Annotated in this window: 15 protein-coding genes; 4 read left to right on the forward strand and 11 right to left on the reverse strand. The window is 64.0% G+C overall.

Annotated elements, in window-relative coordinates; genetic code table 11:
- Positions 1–24 precede the first annotated feature (24 nt).
- From KPL76_RS02885 to KPL76_RS02900, 4 genes are all read right to left on the reverse strand, one after another.
- On the reverse strand, positions 25–1194 hold the full coding sequence (locus tag KPL76_RS02885; RefSeq protein WP_216335017.1) for a thiolase family protein: 1170 nt from the start codon (positions 1192–1194) through the stop codon (positions 25–27).
- On the reverse strand, positions 1191–1919 hold the full coding sequence (locus KPL76_RS02890) for a 3-oxoacid CoA-transferase subunit B (protein WP_216335019.1): 729 nt from the start codon (positions 1917–1919) through the stop codon (positions 1191–1193). Before KPL76_RS02890 ends, KPL76_RS02885 begins: the two co-directional genes overlap by 4 nt.
- Positions 1909–2607, reverse strand: a complete 699-nt coding sequence (locus tag KPL76_RS02895) for a 3-oxoacid CoA-transferase subunit A (RefSeq protein WP_216335021.1) — start codon at positions 2605–2607, stop codon at positions 1909–1911. The genes KPL76_RS02890 and KPL76_RS02895 overlap by 11 nt, the downstream gene beginning before the upstream one ends.
- Before the next feature lie 246 nt (positions 2608–2853).
- Positions 2854–4674 carry an EAL domain-containing protein gene (locus KPL76_RS02900; RefSeq protein WP_216335023.1) on the reverse strand — a complete coding sequence of 607 codons (1821 nt, stop codon included), beginning with the start codon at positions 4672–4674 and terminating at the stop codon, positions 2854–2856.
- A 152-nt stretch (positions 4675–4826) separates the two neighbouring features.
- Here KPL76_RS02900 and KPL76_RS02905 point away from each other — a divergent pair, with 152 nt between their 5' ends.
- On the forward strand, positions 4827–6188 hold the full coding sequence (locus KPL76_RS02905; protein ID WP_216335025.1) for an aminotransferase class V-fold PLP-dependent enzyme: 1362 nt from the start codon (positions 4827–4829) through the stop codon (positions 6186–6188).
- Complete coding sequence (gene sufU / locus KPL76_RS02910) at positions 6185–6634, forward strand: Fe-S cluster assembly sulfur transfer protein SufU (RefSeq protein WP_216335027.1); 450 nt, start codon at positions 6185–6187, stop codon at positions 6632–6634. The genes KPL76_RS02905 and sufU overlap by 4 nt, the downstream gene beginning before the upstream one ends.
- Before the next feature lie 26 nt (positions 6635–6660).
- Here the strand turns inward: sufU and lipA are convergent, their stop codons facing one another.
- Together lipA and lipB are read right to left on the reverse strand one after the other, a co-directional pair.
- On the reverse strand, positions 6661–7647 hold the full coding sequence (gene lipA / locus KPL76_RS02915) for a lipoyl synthase (RefSeq protein WP_205106612.1): 987 nt from the start codon (positions 7645–7647) through the stop codon (positions 6661–6663).
- Positions 7644–8288, reverse strand: a complete 645-nt coding sequence (gene lipB / locus KPL76_RS02920; protein ID WP_216335029.1) for a lipoyl(octanoyl) transferase LipB — start codon at positions 8286–8288, stop codon at positions 7644–7646. The genes lipA and lipB overlap by 4 nt, the downstream gene beginning before the upstream one ends.
- 138 nt (positions 8289–8426) lie before the next feature.
- On the opposite strand from lipB, the gene KPL76_RS02925 reads away from it, so the two are divergent.
- Complete coding sequence (locus tag KPL76_RS02925) at positions 8427–9935, forward strand: ferric reductase-like transmembrane domain-containing protein (RefSeq protein WP_216335030.1); 1509 nt, start codon at positions 8427–8429, stop codon at positions 9933–9935.
- Positions 9932–10477, forward strand: a complete 546-nt coding sequence (locus KPL76_RS02930; protein ID WP_216335032.1) for an FMN-binding protein — start codon at positions 9932–9934, stop codon at positions 10475–10477. Before KPL76_RS02925 ends, KPL76_RS02930 begins: the two co-directional genes overlap by 4 nt.
- 302 nt (positions 10478–10779) lie before the next feature.
- Here the strand turns inward: KPL76_RS02930 and KPL76_RS02935 are convergent, their stop codons facing one another.
- The 5 genes from KPL76_RS02935 to KPL76_RS02955 form a co-directional block, all read right to left on the reverse strand.
- Positions 10780–11715, reverse strand: coding sequence for an aldo/keto reductase family oxidoreductase (locus KPL76_RS02935; RefSeq protein ID WP_216335034.1), 936 nt, complete (start codon positions 11713–11715; stop codon positions 10780–10782).
- Positions 11716–11822: 107 nt separating this feature from the next.
- Complete coding sequence (locus KPL76_RS02940; protein ID WP_253202131.1) at positions 11823–12233, reverse strand: DUF2256 and DUF3253 domain-containing protein; 411 nt, start codon at positions 12231–12233, stop codon at positions 11823–11825.
- 103 nt (positions 12234–12336) lie between these two features.
- Positions 12337–12786 (reverse strand): hypothetical protein, encoded by a 450-nt coding sequence (locus KPL76_RS02945; protein ID WP_216335043.1) that lies wholly within the window; start codon positions 12784–12786, stop codon positions 12337–12339.
- Positions 12779–13261 carry a hypothetical protein gene (locus KPL76_RS02950; protein WP_216335045.1) on the reverse strand — a complete coding sequence of 161 codons (483 nt, stop codon included), beginning with the start codon at positions 13259–13261 and terminating at the stop codon, positions 12779–12781. Before KPL76_RS02950 ends, KPL76_RS02945 begins: the two co-directional genes overlap by 8 nt.
- Positions 13262–14192: 931 nt before the next feature.
- On the reverse strand, positions 14193–16829 hold the full coding sequence (locus KPL76_RS02955) for a hypothetical protein (protein ID WP_216335047.1): 2637 nt from the start codon (positions 16827–16829) through the stop codon (positions 14193–14195).
- Positions 16830–16835 lie beyond the last annotated feature (6 nt).

Consider the following 16835-nt stretch of genomic DNA (forward strand, 5'->3'; position numbering starts at 1 on the left):
CGCCACAACCCGGCACCGTGCTCCTCAGCGCTCGAGCACGACGGCGAGACCCTGCCCGACTCCGATGCAGATCGCCGCGACACCGACTCCCCCACCCCGGCGCTCGAGGGCCCTGGCGAGGTGCAACAGAATGCGTGCGCCAGAGGCACCGAGCGGATGCCCGATGGCAAGAGCTCCACCGTCGACGTTGACCTTCTCGGGGTCGAGTTCTGGCCACAGCTTCAGGCAGGCCAGCGATTGTGCTGCGAACGCCTCGTTCAGCTCGACCACGTCGACGTCGGCCCAGGTCTTGCCTGCTCTCGCGAGCGCCTTGTTCGCCGCTTCGACCGGCGCGATGCCGAAGATGTTCGGGTCGTTGCCGGCGACGGCGCGCGAGACGATACGGGCCAGCGGCTGCGCGTCGAGCGCACCTTCGCGGCCTATGAACATCGCGGCCGCGCCGTCGTTCAGCGGTGACGAATTGCCGGCCGTGACCGAACCGTCGCGTCGGAATGCCGGCTTCAGGGTCGCAAGGGATGCCCGGGTCGAGTCGGCCCGAATACCTTCGTCACGCGCGAGGGTGGTCCCGGGCACGAGCACGACCTCGTCGTCGTAGATGCCGGCGTTCCACGCTGCATCGGCACGCTGGTGACTGCGCACGGCGAAGTCATCCTGCTCCTCGCGTGAGATCGAATAGCGGTCGGCGAGGATCTCAGCGGTCTCACCCAGGGGAATCGTCCACTCAGAGGGCATCGCCGGATTCACCATGCGCCAGCCCAGAGTGGTCGAGTGCAGCGTCTCTGAGCCCGCCGGATACGCACGCTCGGGCTTCAGCAGCACCCAGGGTGCGCGGCTCATCGATTCGACACCGCCCGCGAGAATGAGATCGGCGTCACCCGCCTCGACCGCACGACTGGCCTGGATGGCAGCTTCAAGGCCCGACCCGCAGAGACGGTTGACGGTCACACCGGGCACGGAGGTCGGAAGACCGGCGAGAATGCTCGCCATGCGCGCCACATTGCGGTTGTCTTCGCCTGCGGCATTCGCATCACCCAGAAAGACGTCGTCGATGGTCGCGGTGTCGAGTGTCGGGTGCCGCTTCACGAGCTCTGACACGACGTGGGCTGCCAGGTCATCGGGCCGCACACCGGCGAGGGACTTGCCGAACCTGCCGATGGGGGTGCGGATACCGTCGTAGATGAAGCTCTCGGTCATGCGAGGGCGCCTTTCTGTTGTGCTGAAGAGTTCGTCTGGTCTGAAGTGTTGGCACGCGCTGCGTCGTTCGCGGGTGTCAGGGTCTCGTCACGCAGCGGGAGCCCGGTGAGCTCCCGCAATTCGTCGACAGTCGTTTCGCCGACCAATTCGATGACCGCAGCACCGTCGCGGCCGAGTTCGAAGATGGCCCGGTCGGTGTACAAGCGGTCGACGCAACCGAGACCCGTGAGCGGGTACGTGCACGTGTCAACGAGCTTGGAGCGGCCGTCTTTGCTGGCGAGCTCCATCATGACGTAGACCTTCTTGGCACCGATCGCCAGATCCATCGCGCCTCCCACGGCCGGGATGGCATCGGGGGCACCCGTGCTCCAGTTGGAGAGATCGCCCTTCTCCGAGACCTGGAATGCCCCGAGCACGCAGAGGTCGAGATGACCTCCGCGCATCATCCCGAACGAATCGCCGTGGTGGAAGTACGAGGCTCCAGGCAGTTCAGTCACCGGGAGCTTTCCGGCATTGATGAGATCAGGGTCGATGTGACCCTGCTCGGCCTCCGGGCCCATTCCCAGCATGCCGTTCTCGGTGTGCAGAATGATCTCGCGATCGCTCGGCAGGTAGTTCGAGACCAGCGTCGGGAGCCCGATTCCGAGGTTCATGTACGCGCCGTCCGGTACGTCGGCCGCCAAACGTTCTGCGATCTGTCGACGTGTCCACGAGTTACCTGACATCAGCCCACTCCTCTTTCTCGAATCGGTCACCGGTCTCGACGACGCGGTCCACATAGATGCCGGGAGTGACGACGTTCTCGGGGTCGATCTCGCCGAGCGGAACGATACGGTCGACCTGGGCCACCGTGATGGTCGCCGCGCTGGCCATGATCGGCCCGAAATTGCGCGAAGTCTTGCGAAACGTCAGGTTTCCCAGCCTGTCGGCCCGGTACGCACTGATGAGCGCGAAATCGGCGGTAATCGGATGCTCGAGAACGTATCCTCGCCCGTCGATCACGCGGGTCTCCTTGCCCTCCGCGAGCTGGGTACCGTACCCGGTTGGGCTGAAGAAGGCGCCGATCCCGGCTCCGGCCGCACGGATGCGTTCGGCGAGGTTGCCCTGCGGAACAAGTTCGAGCTCGATCTCGCCGGCACGATAGAGAGCGTCGAACACGTAGGAGTCGGTCTGGCGCGGAAAAGAGCAGACGATCTTCTTCACTCTCCCCGCCTTGAGCAGAGCTGCGAGGCCGGTATCGCCGTTGCCCGCATTGTTGCTCACCACGGTGAGGCCGGTCGAGCCCTGCTTCAGCAGGGCTTCGATCAACTCGACGGGCTGCCCGGCGAGGCCGAAACCGCCGATCATGATTGTGGCGCCGTCTGGAATGTCGGCCAGGGCGGCCGAAGCGCTCTCACTGGTCTTTGAAATCATCGTCACTCTCCGCTGGGTGAAGTTGCAGTTCCGTGAAGCTACAGGCCGGTGAAGCTTCAGCCTTCTCAAGCTCGCATTGTTCGTCTGTCGAACTTTTGTTCGTATCTCGATACTACGCGAATGCGCGACAAATCACCAGAGCAGGCGACGAAAGGTCAAAGCCAGGCAGGGCGGGCGCTGGAACGGTGCGGTTCGACCCGACGAAGGTGCAGAGCCGGCCGGAGAATGATGCGTGCTACGAGAGCGTCAGGTCCACATCGTCAGGCCGGAGTCGGTGAGTCGCGCCTTCGTGTCGTCGGCGGTCAGTGGCCGGCCGTAGAGAAAGCCCTGGGCGTGGGTGATGCCGAGGTCGACCAGCGTCTGGTGACCCGACTGGGTCTCGACACCCTCGACGACGGTATGCATCTGCAGGTCGCTGACGAGGTGGGCCACCGAACTCAGGATGATCTTGTGGCGCGGGTTGGTCTCGTCGGCAAGAAAGACCTTGTCGATCTTCACCGTGTGCAGCGGCATGCGCAGCAGGGCCGCTGCGCTGGCGTGATCCTGTCCGTAGTCGTCGAGCGCGAACGAGATCCCCGACTGCGTGAGGCTCCTCATCTGCTCGATCGCATCGGTGTTCAGGTCACTGATCGACGCCTCGGTGAACTCCAGACGCAGCTGCACCCTGGGGTGCGACTTCCGCATCGCCTCGAGATGCTCCAGCAGCTCGGGAGACGTGATCTGCGTGGCCTCGATGTTGATGTGCAGCGTCGGCGCGCCCGGTTCGATGTCGAGGAACTCCTCCATCGCCACATACGCGTCGGTGACGATGTCGATGGTGAGCCGGTCGAGAAGGCCCTGCTTGCGCGCCTCGCTGATGACGATCGGCGGAATGATGTTGGAGCCGTCTGGTGTGGTCAGCCGGGCCAGGGCCTCGAACCCGATGATGCGTTCGGCTTCGAGGTCGACGATCGGCTGGTACACCACGAACACGGTACGATCCCTGATCGCGGCAGAGACATCCGACGCCTTCGACCGCGAGTAGTCCGCCATGAGCGCGCTCGCTGGCAGGGGCCTGCCGAGCGACCCGTCGAACATGCGAACGGTGTTGCGGCCGGCCTTCTTGGCCGTGAACAGAACGGTGTCGGCGAGTTCGAACAGTGACGAGATCTCTTCGGCAGAGCCACCCCGCCCGATCGCACCCCCGATGCTCGCTGTGACATGGGGCTTGAGCTCGGCCGAGGCAAGATTGCTCCGAAGGCGCTCGGCCAGTAGAGCGAGGTCGGCGGATGATCGCACCACCGAGAACACGGCGAACTCTTCACCGCCAGTACGAACTGCGATGTCGGCCGCCCTGATGGTGCTCTGGATGGTCTCTGCGGTCCGCGACAGAACGCTGTCGCCCGTGCGGTGCCCGAATTCGTCATTGACCTTCTTGAAGTGGTCGAGGTCGAGCACGAGGCAGCCGAGCAACTGCTCATCGCGCTCGGCCACAGCGTCTAGCAGAGGCACCTGGATCTCCATGCCCCGCCGGTTGAGCAGGCCCGTCAGTGGGTCGGTGTGTGCAAGCTGCAGGGCGGCATCCCGCTCGAGTTCGAGAAAGGCCCTGAGGCGCACGATCAGAAAGGTTGCCGTTATCGCGAGCCCGATATAGATGAGGTAGGCGGCGATGATCGTGCTGCTGCGAAAACCGAGCACGAGAAGTGCCAGGGCGTGGCCGACGAGCCCGATCGCCATTCCTGGCCGGAACGTGTCGAGTGCAATGGCCGACATGGCGAGCCCGAGCAGGGAGAACGCGGCGATCACCGCCAGTTCGGGCGACGTGATCACAAACCCGACGAACGCGAGCACGATCATGGCGGCAACGATCAGGATTCTGCCCGGGATGTGCGAGGTCAGTTCGCGGTTGCGAATGAGAATCGCGACAATGATCGCCGCAACAGACAGGAATCCGAGTACCAAGCGCAACCACGACGGCTGGATGTCGACGAAAAGCGCGAAGAACGCATAACGAATCGAGGTTTCGACGGCGAGAATCTGAACAACGCGCGAGCGGAAGCCATTCTGCAAGCTGTCTGTTCTACTCATCGCCCAGCCCCCACTTCTCGCCCTGCTCCGACAATCGCGAAGCTCTGCGAGGCCTCCAACGCAAATCTACCGTTCGGAGCACTTTCGCGCGAACAGGGGATAGGCATGCAGCCATGCTTAGGATTAAGGGCAAGGAAAGCAGGCTCAGGTCCATGACCACAACCACTTCACCCACACCCGCGGCGCGCGTCGCACCCTCGACCCCGTCAGCGGCTGGGTCGGCACTCGCGCCAGCGTCCCCCCTCACCGACACCGAGGTCGAAGTGCTGCGCCGCGACTTCGGCATTCTCGGGTCGCAGGTGAACGGCCATCCACTCGTCTATCTCGACTCTGGCGCAACGGCACAGAAGCCGATGAGCGTGCTCGACGCAGAACGCGCCTACTATCTGACCGAGAATGCGGCAGTGCATCGCGGTGCGCACACCCTCGCAGCTGAGGCCACCGAGCGGTTCGAGAATGCGCGCGAGACGGTCGCCCGATTCATCGGCGCACAGCCCGACGAGGTCGTCTGGACTTCGAACGCCACCGAGGGCATCAACCTCGTGGCCTACGCGCTCTCTAACGCGAGCCTCGGGCGCGGGGGCCCGGCTGCTGAGGCGCTGAAGATCGGCCCCGGCGATGAGATCGTCGTCACCGAGATGGAGCACCACGCCAACCTGATTCCATGGCAGGAGCTCGCCGCGCGCACCGGCGCCACACTGAAGTACATACCCCTCAACGACGACGGCACTCTGCGCATGGATGTCGCCGCACAGATGATCGGGCCGCGCACCCGTGTGCTGGCATTCACTCACGTCTCGAACGTACTGGGCGTGATCAACCCCGTCGCCGAGCTCGTGGCCCTCGCGCATGCCGTCGGCTGCCTGGTGCTGCTCGACGCCTGCCAGTCGGCCCCGCACCTCGCGCTCGATGTGGCCGCGCTCGACGTCGATTTCGCCGTGTTCTCAGGTCACAAGATGCTCGCCCCGACCGGAATCGGGGTGCTCTACGGCAAGCGCGATCTGCTGAACGCGCTGCCGCCATTTCTCACGGGCGGGTCGATGATCACGACCGTCACCATGGAGAAGGCAGAATTCCTTCCCGCCCCGCAGCGCTTCGAGGCCGGCACCCAGAAGGTCTCGCAGTCCATCGCCCTTGCGGCCGCCGTCGACTACCTCACCGCAGTGGGCGTCGATCGCATCGCTCTGCACGAGGCCGAACTCGGGCAGAGACTGGTTTCAGGGCTCACGGCGATTCCCGGCGTGAAGGTGCTCGGGCCCGGGGTCGGCCACGAGCGGGTGGGGTTGGCGAGCTTCGATGTGCCGGGCATCCACTCGCACGACCTCGGCCAGTTTCTGGATGACCGGGGCATTGCCGTGCGCGTCGGCCACCATTGCGCGCAGCCGCTGCACCGCCGGTTGGGCGTCATTTCGAGCACCCGTGCGAGCACGTATCTCTACACGACGGCAGGCGAAGTGGACGAGTTTCTCGCCGCCACCGTCGACGCGATCGCCTTCTTCGGGGCGCACGCATGAGCTCGGGCGAGCTGCAGGGGCTCTACCAGCAGGTGATTCTCGACCACGCGCGCGAGCGTCACGGGTTCGGGCTCAGCGCGGGCGCGGCTGCCGAGTCGCACCAGGTGAACCCGACCTGCGGCGACGAGATCACGCTTCAGCTGCACCTCGATGAGAAGGGTGCGATCACGTCGCTCGCCTGGGAGGGGCACGGCTGCGCGATCTCGCAGTCGTCGGCGTCGCTGCTCTCCGACCTCGCGCCCGGGCTCAGCATCGACGGGCTCAGCGAGAGGATCGATGCCTTCCGGCTTGCGATGCGCTCGAAGGGCACCATCGAGCCCGACGAAGAGTTGCTCGGTGACGCGGTTGTATTGGGCGGCACCTCGCGCTACATCGCCCGCGTGAAGTGCGCGATGCTGGCGTGGGTCGCTGCCGAGGGCGCGATCGACGCCCTCCCCCGACACTAGGGCGGGTCAGACTAGCGGAGCGCGGGTCAGACCGCCTGCGCGAAACCGGCCGACGCGTCGGCGAGCTGCGACAGGTGCTCGGGCACGACCCAGCCCTTGCGCTGCATCGACTGTGCCCAGAGGCGGCCGGCCCGGTACGAGGAGCGCACCAGCGGGCCGGCGAGCACCCCGAGAAAGCCGATCTCCTCGGCCTCTTCTTTGAGCTCGATGAACTCATCGGGGTGCACCCAGCGGTCGACGGGCAGGTGCCGCGCCGAGGGCCGCAGGTACTGGTTCAACGTGATGATGTCGGTTCCGGCGTCGTGCAGGTCGTGCAGCGTCTGGCTGATCTCCGCGCGCTCCTCGCCCATGCCGAGAATCAGGTTCGACTTGGTGATGAGCGACGCGGCCCGCGCCTGGGTGATGACGTCGAGCGAGCGCTCGTACCGGAAGGCCGGGCGAATGCGCTTGAAGATGCGCGGCACGGTCTCGACGTTGTGCGCGAACACCTCGGGGCGCGAGGAGAAGACCTCGCCCAGCAGGTCGGGGTTGCCCGAGAAGTCGGTCGCCAGGATCTCGACGCCAGTTCCGGGGTTCATCGCGTGGATCTGCCGCACGGTCTCGGCGTGCAGCCAGGCGCCCTCGTCGGGCAGGTCGTCGCGGGCGACGCCGGTCACGGTCGCGTAGCGCAGGTTCATCTGTACGACCGACTCGGCAACTCGGCGCGGTTCGTCGCGGTCGTAGTCGGCCGGCTTGCCGGTGTCGATCTGGCAGAAGTCGCACCGACGTGTGCACTGCGAGCCACCGATCAGGAAGGTGGCCTCACGGTCTTCCCAGCACTCGAAGATGTTCGGGCATCCGGCCTCCTGGCAGACCGTGTGCAGGCCCTCGGTCTTGACGAGGTTCTGCAGCTGCCGGTACTCGGGGCCGAACTTGGCCTTGGTCTTGATCCACTCGGGCTTACGTTCGATGGGCGTCTCGGCGTTGCGGATCTCGAGACGGAGCATCTTGCGGCCCTCTGGCACGGCGCTCACGCGGCGACTCCTGCCGCAGCGAAGGCGTGTTCGAGCCTCGCCTGAACCGACGGCAGAACGTCGAGCGGCTCGACCTGCCTGCCCAGCACCTCGGAGATGGTCGTCACCCCGGCGTCGCGAATGCCGCACGCGATGATGCCGGCGTACGCGTCGAGGCTGTTGCTGCAGTTCAATGCGAACCCGTGCATCGTCACTCCCTCGGCCACGCGAATACCGATCGCACCGATCTTCGCCTCGCCGAAGCCGCGCTTCACCCACACGCCAGAGCGGCCCTCGACCTGGAACGCCTCGACACCCGCATCGGCCAGCACGCCGATCAGCACCTCTTCGAGCGTGCGCACGTACCGCACCACGTCGATCGGGTCAGCGAGCCGGATGATCGGATACCCCACCAGCTGACCCGGGCCGTGCCACGTGATCTTGCCGCCGCGGTCGACGTCGATGACCGGGGTTCCGTCGGTGGGTCGCTCAGAGACATCCGTGCGCTTGCCAGCCGTGTAGACCGATGGATGCTCGAGCAGAATCACCGTGTCGGGCAACTCCCTCGACACCACCGACCTTTGCACCGACCGCTGGAGCTCGAGACCCTCTTCGTAGGGCACCAGGCGTGCGCCGACCCCCGCATCGTGAAATTCGATCATGCGCTCACTCTACATTTGCTGGACTGAGTCCAACAACTTGAGCCGACAGCATCGCTCATCGGCTTCTCAGAGAAAGCTCAAAGGGTGGGCAGAGGCTCCTGCAGGGCTCCTCATCAGAACGCCCGCGAAGCTTGTGGCATGTCATCCACACTCACCCCTCCTCGCAGGCCCGTCGCGGCCTCGGCTCCGGCGAGCGCATCCCGCGGCGCGTCAGCGCCAGGCGGGTCTTCGGCCAGCGGGTCATCGGCAGGCGGCCCTGCGGCCGGTCTGAGCGCCGACACTCGCACCCGGGCGAAGAACCACCGTCGTCGCCAGACGGCTGCCGACGTGATGCAGCTGCTCTGTGTCACCTCGGTCGCAGCATCCATCGCCCTGTATCTCGCCTACGCCGGCCTCGCCGACTTCACCTCGCTGCAGGGCACGATCAACGCCTTCGGCATCATGGCGGGCCTCGCCGGCACCGACCTCATTCTGGTGATGCTCGTGCTGGCCGCGCGCGTTCCGTGGATCGACCGCACGGTGGGGCAGGATCGCGCGATCGCCCTCCACCGGGCACTCGGTAAGCCGGCCCTGTACCTGATTCTGGCCCATGGCGTGCTGCTCACCATCAGCTACGCGATGCTCGACCAGATCGACGTCGTCGGTGAGACCGTCTCGCTGCTCTCCAGCTCCACCGAGATGCTGCTGGCCTACCTCGGGCTCGGGCTGCTGGTGCTCGTCGTCGTCACCTCGATCGTGGCCGTTCGCCGGCGCTTCGCCTACGAGGCCTGGCACCTCATCCACCTGCTCAGTTACGCCGCCGTGCTCGTCGCACTGCCCCACCAGCTGAGCACCGGCGGCGTTCTCGCTGAGGGCACTCTTCAGCGCGTGTACTGGATCGCCCTGTACGTGGCCGCGTTCGGGCTGGTTGTCGTCTATCGCTTCGCTCTGCCGATCATCCGCTCGGCGCGGCACGGCCTGCGCGTCACCTCGGTCGAGACCATCGCCCCCGGCGTCGTGTCGATCGTCATGTCGGGCACGAAGCTCGACTCGCTCAGGGCGCAGGGCGGGCAGTACGCGGTCTGGCGGTTCTGGAGCGCGAACACCTGGTGGCACGCCCACCCCATCTCGTTCTCGGCGGTGCCCACGGCGAATGCCATCCGTATCACCGTGCGCGACCTCGGTGCGGGGTCGGCGCGCATCAGCCGCGTGCCCGTCGGCACCTCGGTGTCGATCGAGGGACCATACGGCGTCTTCACCGACCGCGCGCGAACGTCACCGTACCTCTCTGTTGTGACCGCTGGCATCGGCATCACCCCGGTGCGCGCCATGCTCGAGCACGCTTCGCTCCGCCCAGGGGAGGCCACCGTTCTGCTGCGCGCGAGCGACGAGAACGGGCAGTACCTCTGGCAGGAGGTCGCCGGCATCGCGTCGTCGACAGGCAGTTCGGCCTTCTCGATGATGGGCCACCGCCCCGCCGGAACCGACACGTGGATGTCGGAGTCGGCCATCCGCAGCGGCGTCACCCTCGAGACGGTCTTCCCGCACCTGCACAACTCCGACCTCTACATCTGCGGGCCGCAGGCCTGGGCCGACCTTGTCGTTCAGGATGCCCGGCGAGCCGGCCTCGCAGAGAAACAGATACACCTCGAAAGGTTCGAATCATGAGAAAGAGAGCTGTCTTCGGTTCGGTTCTGTCGTCGGCGGCTGTGCTGGCTGCAGGGTGGCAGATCGGCATGCACGAGCAGGATGCGGCGGGGCTGGCGTCCGCCGGTGCGTCGACGTCGAGCAGTGCGTCGGCTGCGACGGGGGCCTCGACCGACACGGGTTCGGCGAGCGCGGATGGGAGCGCCGGGACCAGTGGTGGGTCTGCGTCGACGTCGGCGACAGCATCCGCAACGCCTTCGCCGTCGGCGACCACTGCGCCTGCGACCGCCCAGACCTACACCGGCTCGGTCGTCAACACGCGCTTCGGCACCATTCAGGTCTCGGTGACCGTAGCCGACGGCGCCATCACCGATGTCACCGCGCTGAAACTCACCGACGACGACCACAAGTCGGTGCAGATCAGCGCGCGTGCCGCCCCGATTCTGCGGAGCGAGGTGCTCGCGGCCCAGTCGGCGAACGTCGCGACGGTGAGCGGGGCAACCTATACGAGCGACGGCTACCTGCAGTCGCTGCAGTCGGCCCTCGACCAGGCCGGGCTCTAGGGTCGCGCGCTAAGGTCGGGCCGCCCCCCCCCAGATCGACCAATCGTCGGCCCTCGTTCAAACCGACGCACTATTTCGCGCGGCTTGACTCAGGGCCGACGATTGGTCGATCTCCGCGTCTTCGTCGCTGCGCAAAACCGACGAACCTCAGCCCGACCGGCGCACTATTTCGCAAGGTCCGGCTGACGTTCGTCGGATTTCCGGTCTGGTGCGGCGCAGCACGTGGGCTGCACCATCCACACCAGTCGCGCGTGCCAACACCTCTTCGCCCCGGCCACCTCATGGTCGTATTGAACGTCGACCTACGGCACGCGGTAGCCTGCCGTGCGGAACAGCTCGTACCACTCGGCACGAGTGAGTGGGATGCCCGACCCCAGCGCCGCGTCGGCGACACGCTGCGTCGTGGTTGTGCCCAGCACCACCTGCATGCGCGCCGGGTGGCGGGTGATCCACGCCGTTGCGATGGCGATCGGAGGAACGTCGTAGTGTGCCGCAAGCCGGTCGATCGCGGCGTTGAGCTCGGGGTACTCGGGCGAGCCTAGGAAGACGCCGTTGAAGAATCCCGCCTGGAAGGGCGACCATGCCTGAACGGTGATCTTGTTGAGGCGGCAGTAGTCGAGAATGCCACCACCGTCGATTGTCGCCGACTGGTCGACGCCAGACATGTTCGTCGCCACACCCTGGGCGACGATCGGTGCGTGGGTGATCGACAGCTGGAGCTGGTTTGCGACGATCGGCTGGCGAACGGAGGCTTTCAGAAGGTCGATCTGACGCGGAGTGTGGTTCGAGACGCCGAAGGCACGCACCTTTCCTGACGCTTCGAGCTCGTCAAAGGCGCGGGCCACTTCGTCGGGTTCGACAAGGGCGTCTGGCCGGTGAAGCAGCAGTATGTCGATGTAGTCGGTTCGCAGTGCACGCAACGAGTCTTCGACGCTCGACACGATGTGCTCGTACGAGAAGTCGAAGTACGGGCCTTCAGGAACAATTCCTGTCTTCGTCTGGATCGTCACCTCTTCTCGCTCTGCAGGTGTGAAACCCATCGCTGCGCCGAAACGTTCCTCGCACTCGTGCCTTCGCGAACCGTAGACATCGGCGTGGTCGAAGAAGTCGATGCCGGCATCCCGAGCAGCCCCGACGAGTGTACGAATCTCGTCGTCAGTCTTGTCGGCGATGCGCATCAAACCGAGCACGACGTTCGGGGCCGTCATTCCGGCGGGGCCAACGGGAACAGTAATCATGGAGCAAGCCTTTCAGAGGGTAGAGAGGTCGAAATGCGCAGACCACGGGTGTCAGTCTAGAGAGCGTGAGTTTCTGCTGGCATTGATCTAGGACGGCCGATTCGTCTTCAGCCTGATCGCGGCCGACGCAGGCGAATCGGCCCCTTCGCCGTCGACGGATCTACGACCGTTCCGCCCTGCGTGATCTCCAACCGCCCCGCCGCGACGAGGCGACGGGCGGCGCGGCGCGCTGGCTCCATCAACTCACGCCAGGTTTCGCCGCCGATGGCGCGCGCCGCGTCTGACGGGCAGATCGAGGCATCCATCGCCCGCTTCTCGAGCAGGTTCTCGATGGTTCTCTCGAGCTCACGATCGGTGTCGGTGATGCCGTGTCGACGGCACGCATCCGAGCAGTAATTCACGTTGGCCCAGTCACGAGCCCACGCGGCACGCCACGTGATCGTGCGGCCGCACGACGCGCACGTACGATCGGCACGCTCGGCCCTTTCGAGTTCTGATGCGCTTTTCCGGTGTGCCACCATTCCATTCTGCGCCCCTGCGGCCGCGCTTGCCCGCGCTGCTCCCGGCGAAATCACTCAACCCTCGGCCGTGAGCCAAACCAACGCACTATTTCGTGCGGTTTCATCGAGGGCCGACGATTGGTCGATTCGAAACGGCGACAGCAAGCACATAGGCCGCGGCGCTGAAGACGACGGAGGCCATCATTACGAGCAGCAAAGCCTCCCAGTATCCGAACAGCGCAATGGGCAGCACCGCAAAGAAAGTCGAACCCAACACGACCAGCCCGAATCGAATCCAATAAGGGTGCCGTCGAAACTTGAGGCTGGCGAGATACGCGATGATTCCGCCAGTGGCCGACAGCGGTCCGATGAAGAGTCCGATGATTCCGGCGAGAACTGCCGTCGTCCACGTCCACGGCGACACCCCACCGCTTCTCGTAACCTCAAGAACTAGTTCAATGACGAATGCGGCCGCGCCACCCAGAGGGATCGACAAGACAGGGATCACCTTGACGATGTGTGGGCGCAGGCTGAATCTGTCTACGCCCGCACCAGCCCGTTGCTCAACCATGCTTTCCCTTGATCGCTTCGTCTTCTGGAGCGTCACGCGGATTGTTCCTCATCCAAATTGGAACTGCAGCAAACGCCAAGAGGATTGGGACGTGAAACGTCATGAGCAGCGCCACACGGATCCCAAAAATAAGCAGCACTATTCCCGCAATGACCCACACCGCAGCTATGGAGAAAAGCACAACCGCCAGAACCCGGAGCCGTTTCCTTAGAAGCACGTTTCGACCGATTTTCATATCTTCGCTACCAATCGAAACCGTGGGCTTACCGCCCTCGATTCCGAGTGTTGCACCATCGACTTCGCGTTCTTGGACATTGCCTCGGTCATGCCACGAGCGGCGGCACGTGCGATAGCCGCCTGAGCAACGGCTGCAATCCAATGGAGACTCCGTAAGAACTTGAAACAGATGCAGCGTCCGGCTCACCAACGACAAATTCTGTTGATGAGGGAACCCCACCAATATTGCAGCCACCACAGTCAACTTTCTCAGTACGCATCGAACAGCTTGATGCGATGGTCGACATCTTCGATCCGACTCCACGGCATGTACCGCGGCGGGGGCCCGTGCAGAAAAGGGCGCACAACGCATCGAACCATGAAAACAACGAAATTCTGATCCAGCCAACCAAGCCAATGCCCTAACGTCGCTCCGCGCGCGTCTAGGGAATAGCCAACAAATAGCCACGCAATAAATCCCAGGGGTATGCGAAGCCACAACGCTAACGAACGGACTATGAGAAGGGTCAGGGCGCCGACCCAGTTGAGGCGCGACATTTCCATTAGAACCCTCCTCGGAAGTTCTCGATGCGATCGCCCTGTGGATTCAGCCCAGAGAACCCAGCCAATGGGCTGAATAGGTCATTTTCTGCGTGATTTTCGGCAGATACAAAATTCAATTTACCCGCACCTCGAATTCCTAGCAGGATGACCGACATTCCCGTAGTGATCGCAGAGACCCATTGCGCCCGTCGGCTAACGGCATGTCCTTTCCGGCTCAAGATCGATACCCTAGAGCTCCATCGATTCGATTTAAGATCGTGGTGGCGCCTCGCTGGGTCGTGCCCGTGATACCGAAGAGCCATCGGGATGCTGGGCGAATCGCGAGCTCGGCACGTGCCCCGTCTTCCGCCTGAAATTCAACGATAACGCCGGTCTCGGGCAAACCTTGTATTCGGAACTTGGTCGTTCGTATCGCAATGATCGAACTCTTTGCGATTCGGAAATTTGGATTGCTCGTTCGCATCGACAACGCACCCCAAAAAGTCAACCCAGATTCGTCTGCGCGCACTGACGCCCAGAGTTCATGAGTACCTGCGTAGATTTCTTTGCCCAGTACTCTCGCACTTGGCGAAATCCCTACCCTGCTGAGATTGCCCTGGAGCGATGTGAACACGTGTGCGGCGGCGTCAGCCCTGCGAAGCCGGATGTTTCTTACGACGACAGGTAGGCCAAAAAACAGCAATGTTAAGAGTGCTGATCCAAACATCGCGAAGAAGGTGATGCCAACAACGTCGGGCCTTCCGTGCGAGAATGCCTGAATCATCCTCAGGAGAAAGACGAGGCCGAAGATTGTGTACGCAAGAGAAACGCCCAGCGTACTCAGGGCGTCTCGACGCCTCTCCTGCAAAGAATCGTTCACAAATTGCCGCCTTACTAGATTGATCAGCGCATTTCCATACTCTAAATATGACTGTCCATGACGTCCGTCCACCCTTGCCTGCGCCAGTCGTGTCGATGGCCAGTCCAGTTAACCCGAGCGCCCAGTTTGCAGCTTTAGCCCACACATCAAGGTGCTTCGCGCCATTCACGACGTCCGTGCCAAGAACCCCCAAAGCCAGTCCTGCAATGCCGACTCGACAACCAACCGTATTGGCGTCGAGGATGCAATCCATGGCCGTAGAAGCGACACCGGCTGCAGCACCCCAGCTCAGTGCAGCGGCGGCGATCTCGGGCTGTCCCGCCTGGGCAGCAGCCCAAGCGACCGGCAGCGATCCCGCACTGATCGTCGCGAGGGAGGCTGAAAGCGTTCTATATTGCTGAATCGAAAATGAATTTGTATTCGTCAAAGCGAGTTGAGTAGGCAATCCAGCCGTGCTGCGCGAATTCCACACAGACCTCGACGCGCTGCCGCGACTAGCTCGCAATCCACCCATCAATCCGCCGTAGCCACACCCACTCCCGCATTCAATTCGGTATCCCGACAGGTCGTACTTGTTGACGGGGTCGTTCGGGTAGTTGTAGGCGTTGGCGTTGCCGCCTTCCACCGCATCGACACCGAGGAACCGGCCCAAAGCGGCGACGTACTGCCGGGCACCCATCTCGACCGTCGCGATCGAACCCTGGTGCTCGTAGAGTTTGTCGTTGCCGCCCAACCAGCCATAATCCGCAGCCCCCGGCAGCGTGTCAGGTACCGTGCCGTCGCTGGCCGTCGTACCGATGACACCGGTCGCGCTGATCGGTTGACCGTACGGGTCGTAACGGTACACGGATGACCGAACCCCAGCCTGGGTCGCGGTCACCACCGTGTCACCATGAATGTTCGGGTACGACCACACCTGATCACCCGTTGCCGGGATCAGAACGGTGACGCCGCCAGGGAGGGCGAGCATCCGCGACACCGCCGCCGTGCCCTCACGCACCATGATGGGTGAGCTGCCGCCACCGGCGTACAAGTAGAACACCGTACTCGTGCCCGTACCAGCACCCGTGCCGGGAACAACCGTGGTTCGGGAGACGATCCGGTCGGTCTGATCGCGCAGGTACGTCACCGTCGTACCATCCGTGACACCACCGGTCAGCGTCGTCGTCACGTGACGGTTCACCGCGTCATACCCCAGAGTCTGATCAGCCAGGGTCTTCATGTTGCCGTGACTGTCATAGACCAGCTTCGCCGCAGGCAGGGCGGTGTTCGTCGTGTCAGCACCCGACACCGGGTTCGTGACCGTGCTCGAGGTCAACTGATCGGCGTTGTTGTAACAATACGCCGTCGACGTTGTCACACCACCGAACACATCCGTGAGGCTCGTGCGGTTACCGTCCATGCCCGCCTTCGTGTTCACCCCACACCCGCCGGTCGCGGCGAACCCATAGGTGAGCGTGTGCCCGGCCGTTGACGCTGTGATCAGCCGGCCCGCACCGTCATACCCGTAGGTCGACACGGCAGCGGTCGCCGTACCGTCTTGGGTGCTGTCTTTCAACACCCGGCCCGCCTGCGACCGCGCGACCGTGTCACTGAGGCCCGGCTGGCCGGCAGCGAATGACCACGACAGACCCACCGTCGCACCGACACTGTTACGGGTGATGGCCTGTAACGCCGAACCATTACCTGCGTTGCCGGCACCCGAAGGGTACGACACAGACGTGAGTTGCCCTGTCGCGTCATACGCAGGCACGGCGATCACGTTCGCGCCGTCTTTCACCTGGGTGACCTGCCCGTCGACGTTGAACGTCGCCGACTGCACACTCGCCGTGCCGCCCGCGGGGAGCACCGATGTCGACGTCACCTGGCCGAGCGTGTTGTACGTCGGCGTCGTGACCGTATTCCACACATCGGTGTACGACACTGTACGACCCAGGAGATCGATTGTGGTGCTGATCTTGCCACCTGTCGTCGTGGCCGAGAGCGAGTCATCTGTCGACCATCCAACCAGAGGATTACCGGTCGGCACACCCGCGGCCGAATACGTACCCTCGGCCGTGTACCCGTTCGTCACTGTTCGGATCGTCGTCTGCGCACCGTACGGAGGATACGTCGTCTTGGTCACCTGGCCACGAGCGTTGTAGGTGACACACTGCCACCCCGAATCAGCGGATGCCCGCGACCCGGCAACCCGGCCGAACGCGTCGTACACCACACTCGAGACGATGTTCCCACCGCCCGCAGTCGTCGGCGAAGGAGTCGTCGTGCTCTGCAGCATGCCGTACTGCTTCGTACCCAACGGCACCCCGCACACCGGCGTCGTGAGCGCCGGCGAGAACGACGCCTCATACCCACCGTTATCGGAGTAGTACGCATACGTGTAACCCGCGTTGGCCGCACGCATCTTTCA

The organism is Subtercola sp. PAMC28395, assembly GCF_018889995.1.
Lineage (GTDB): Bacteria > Actinomycetota > Actinomycetes > Actinomycetales > Microbacteriaceae > Subtercola.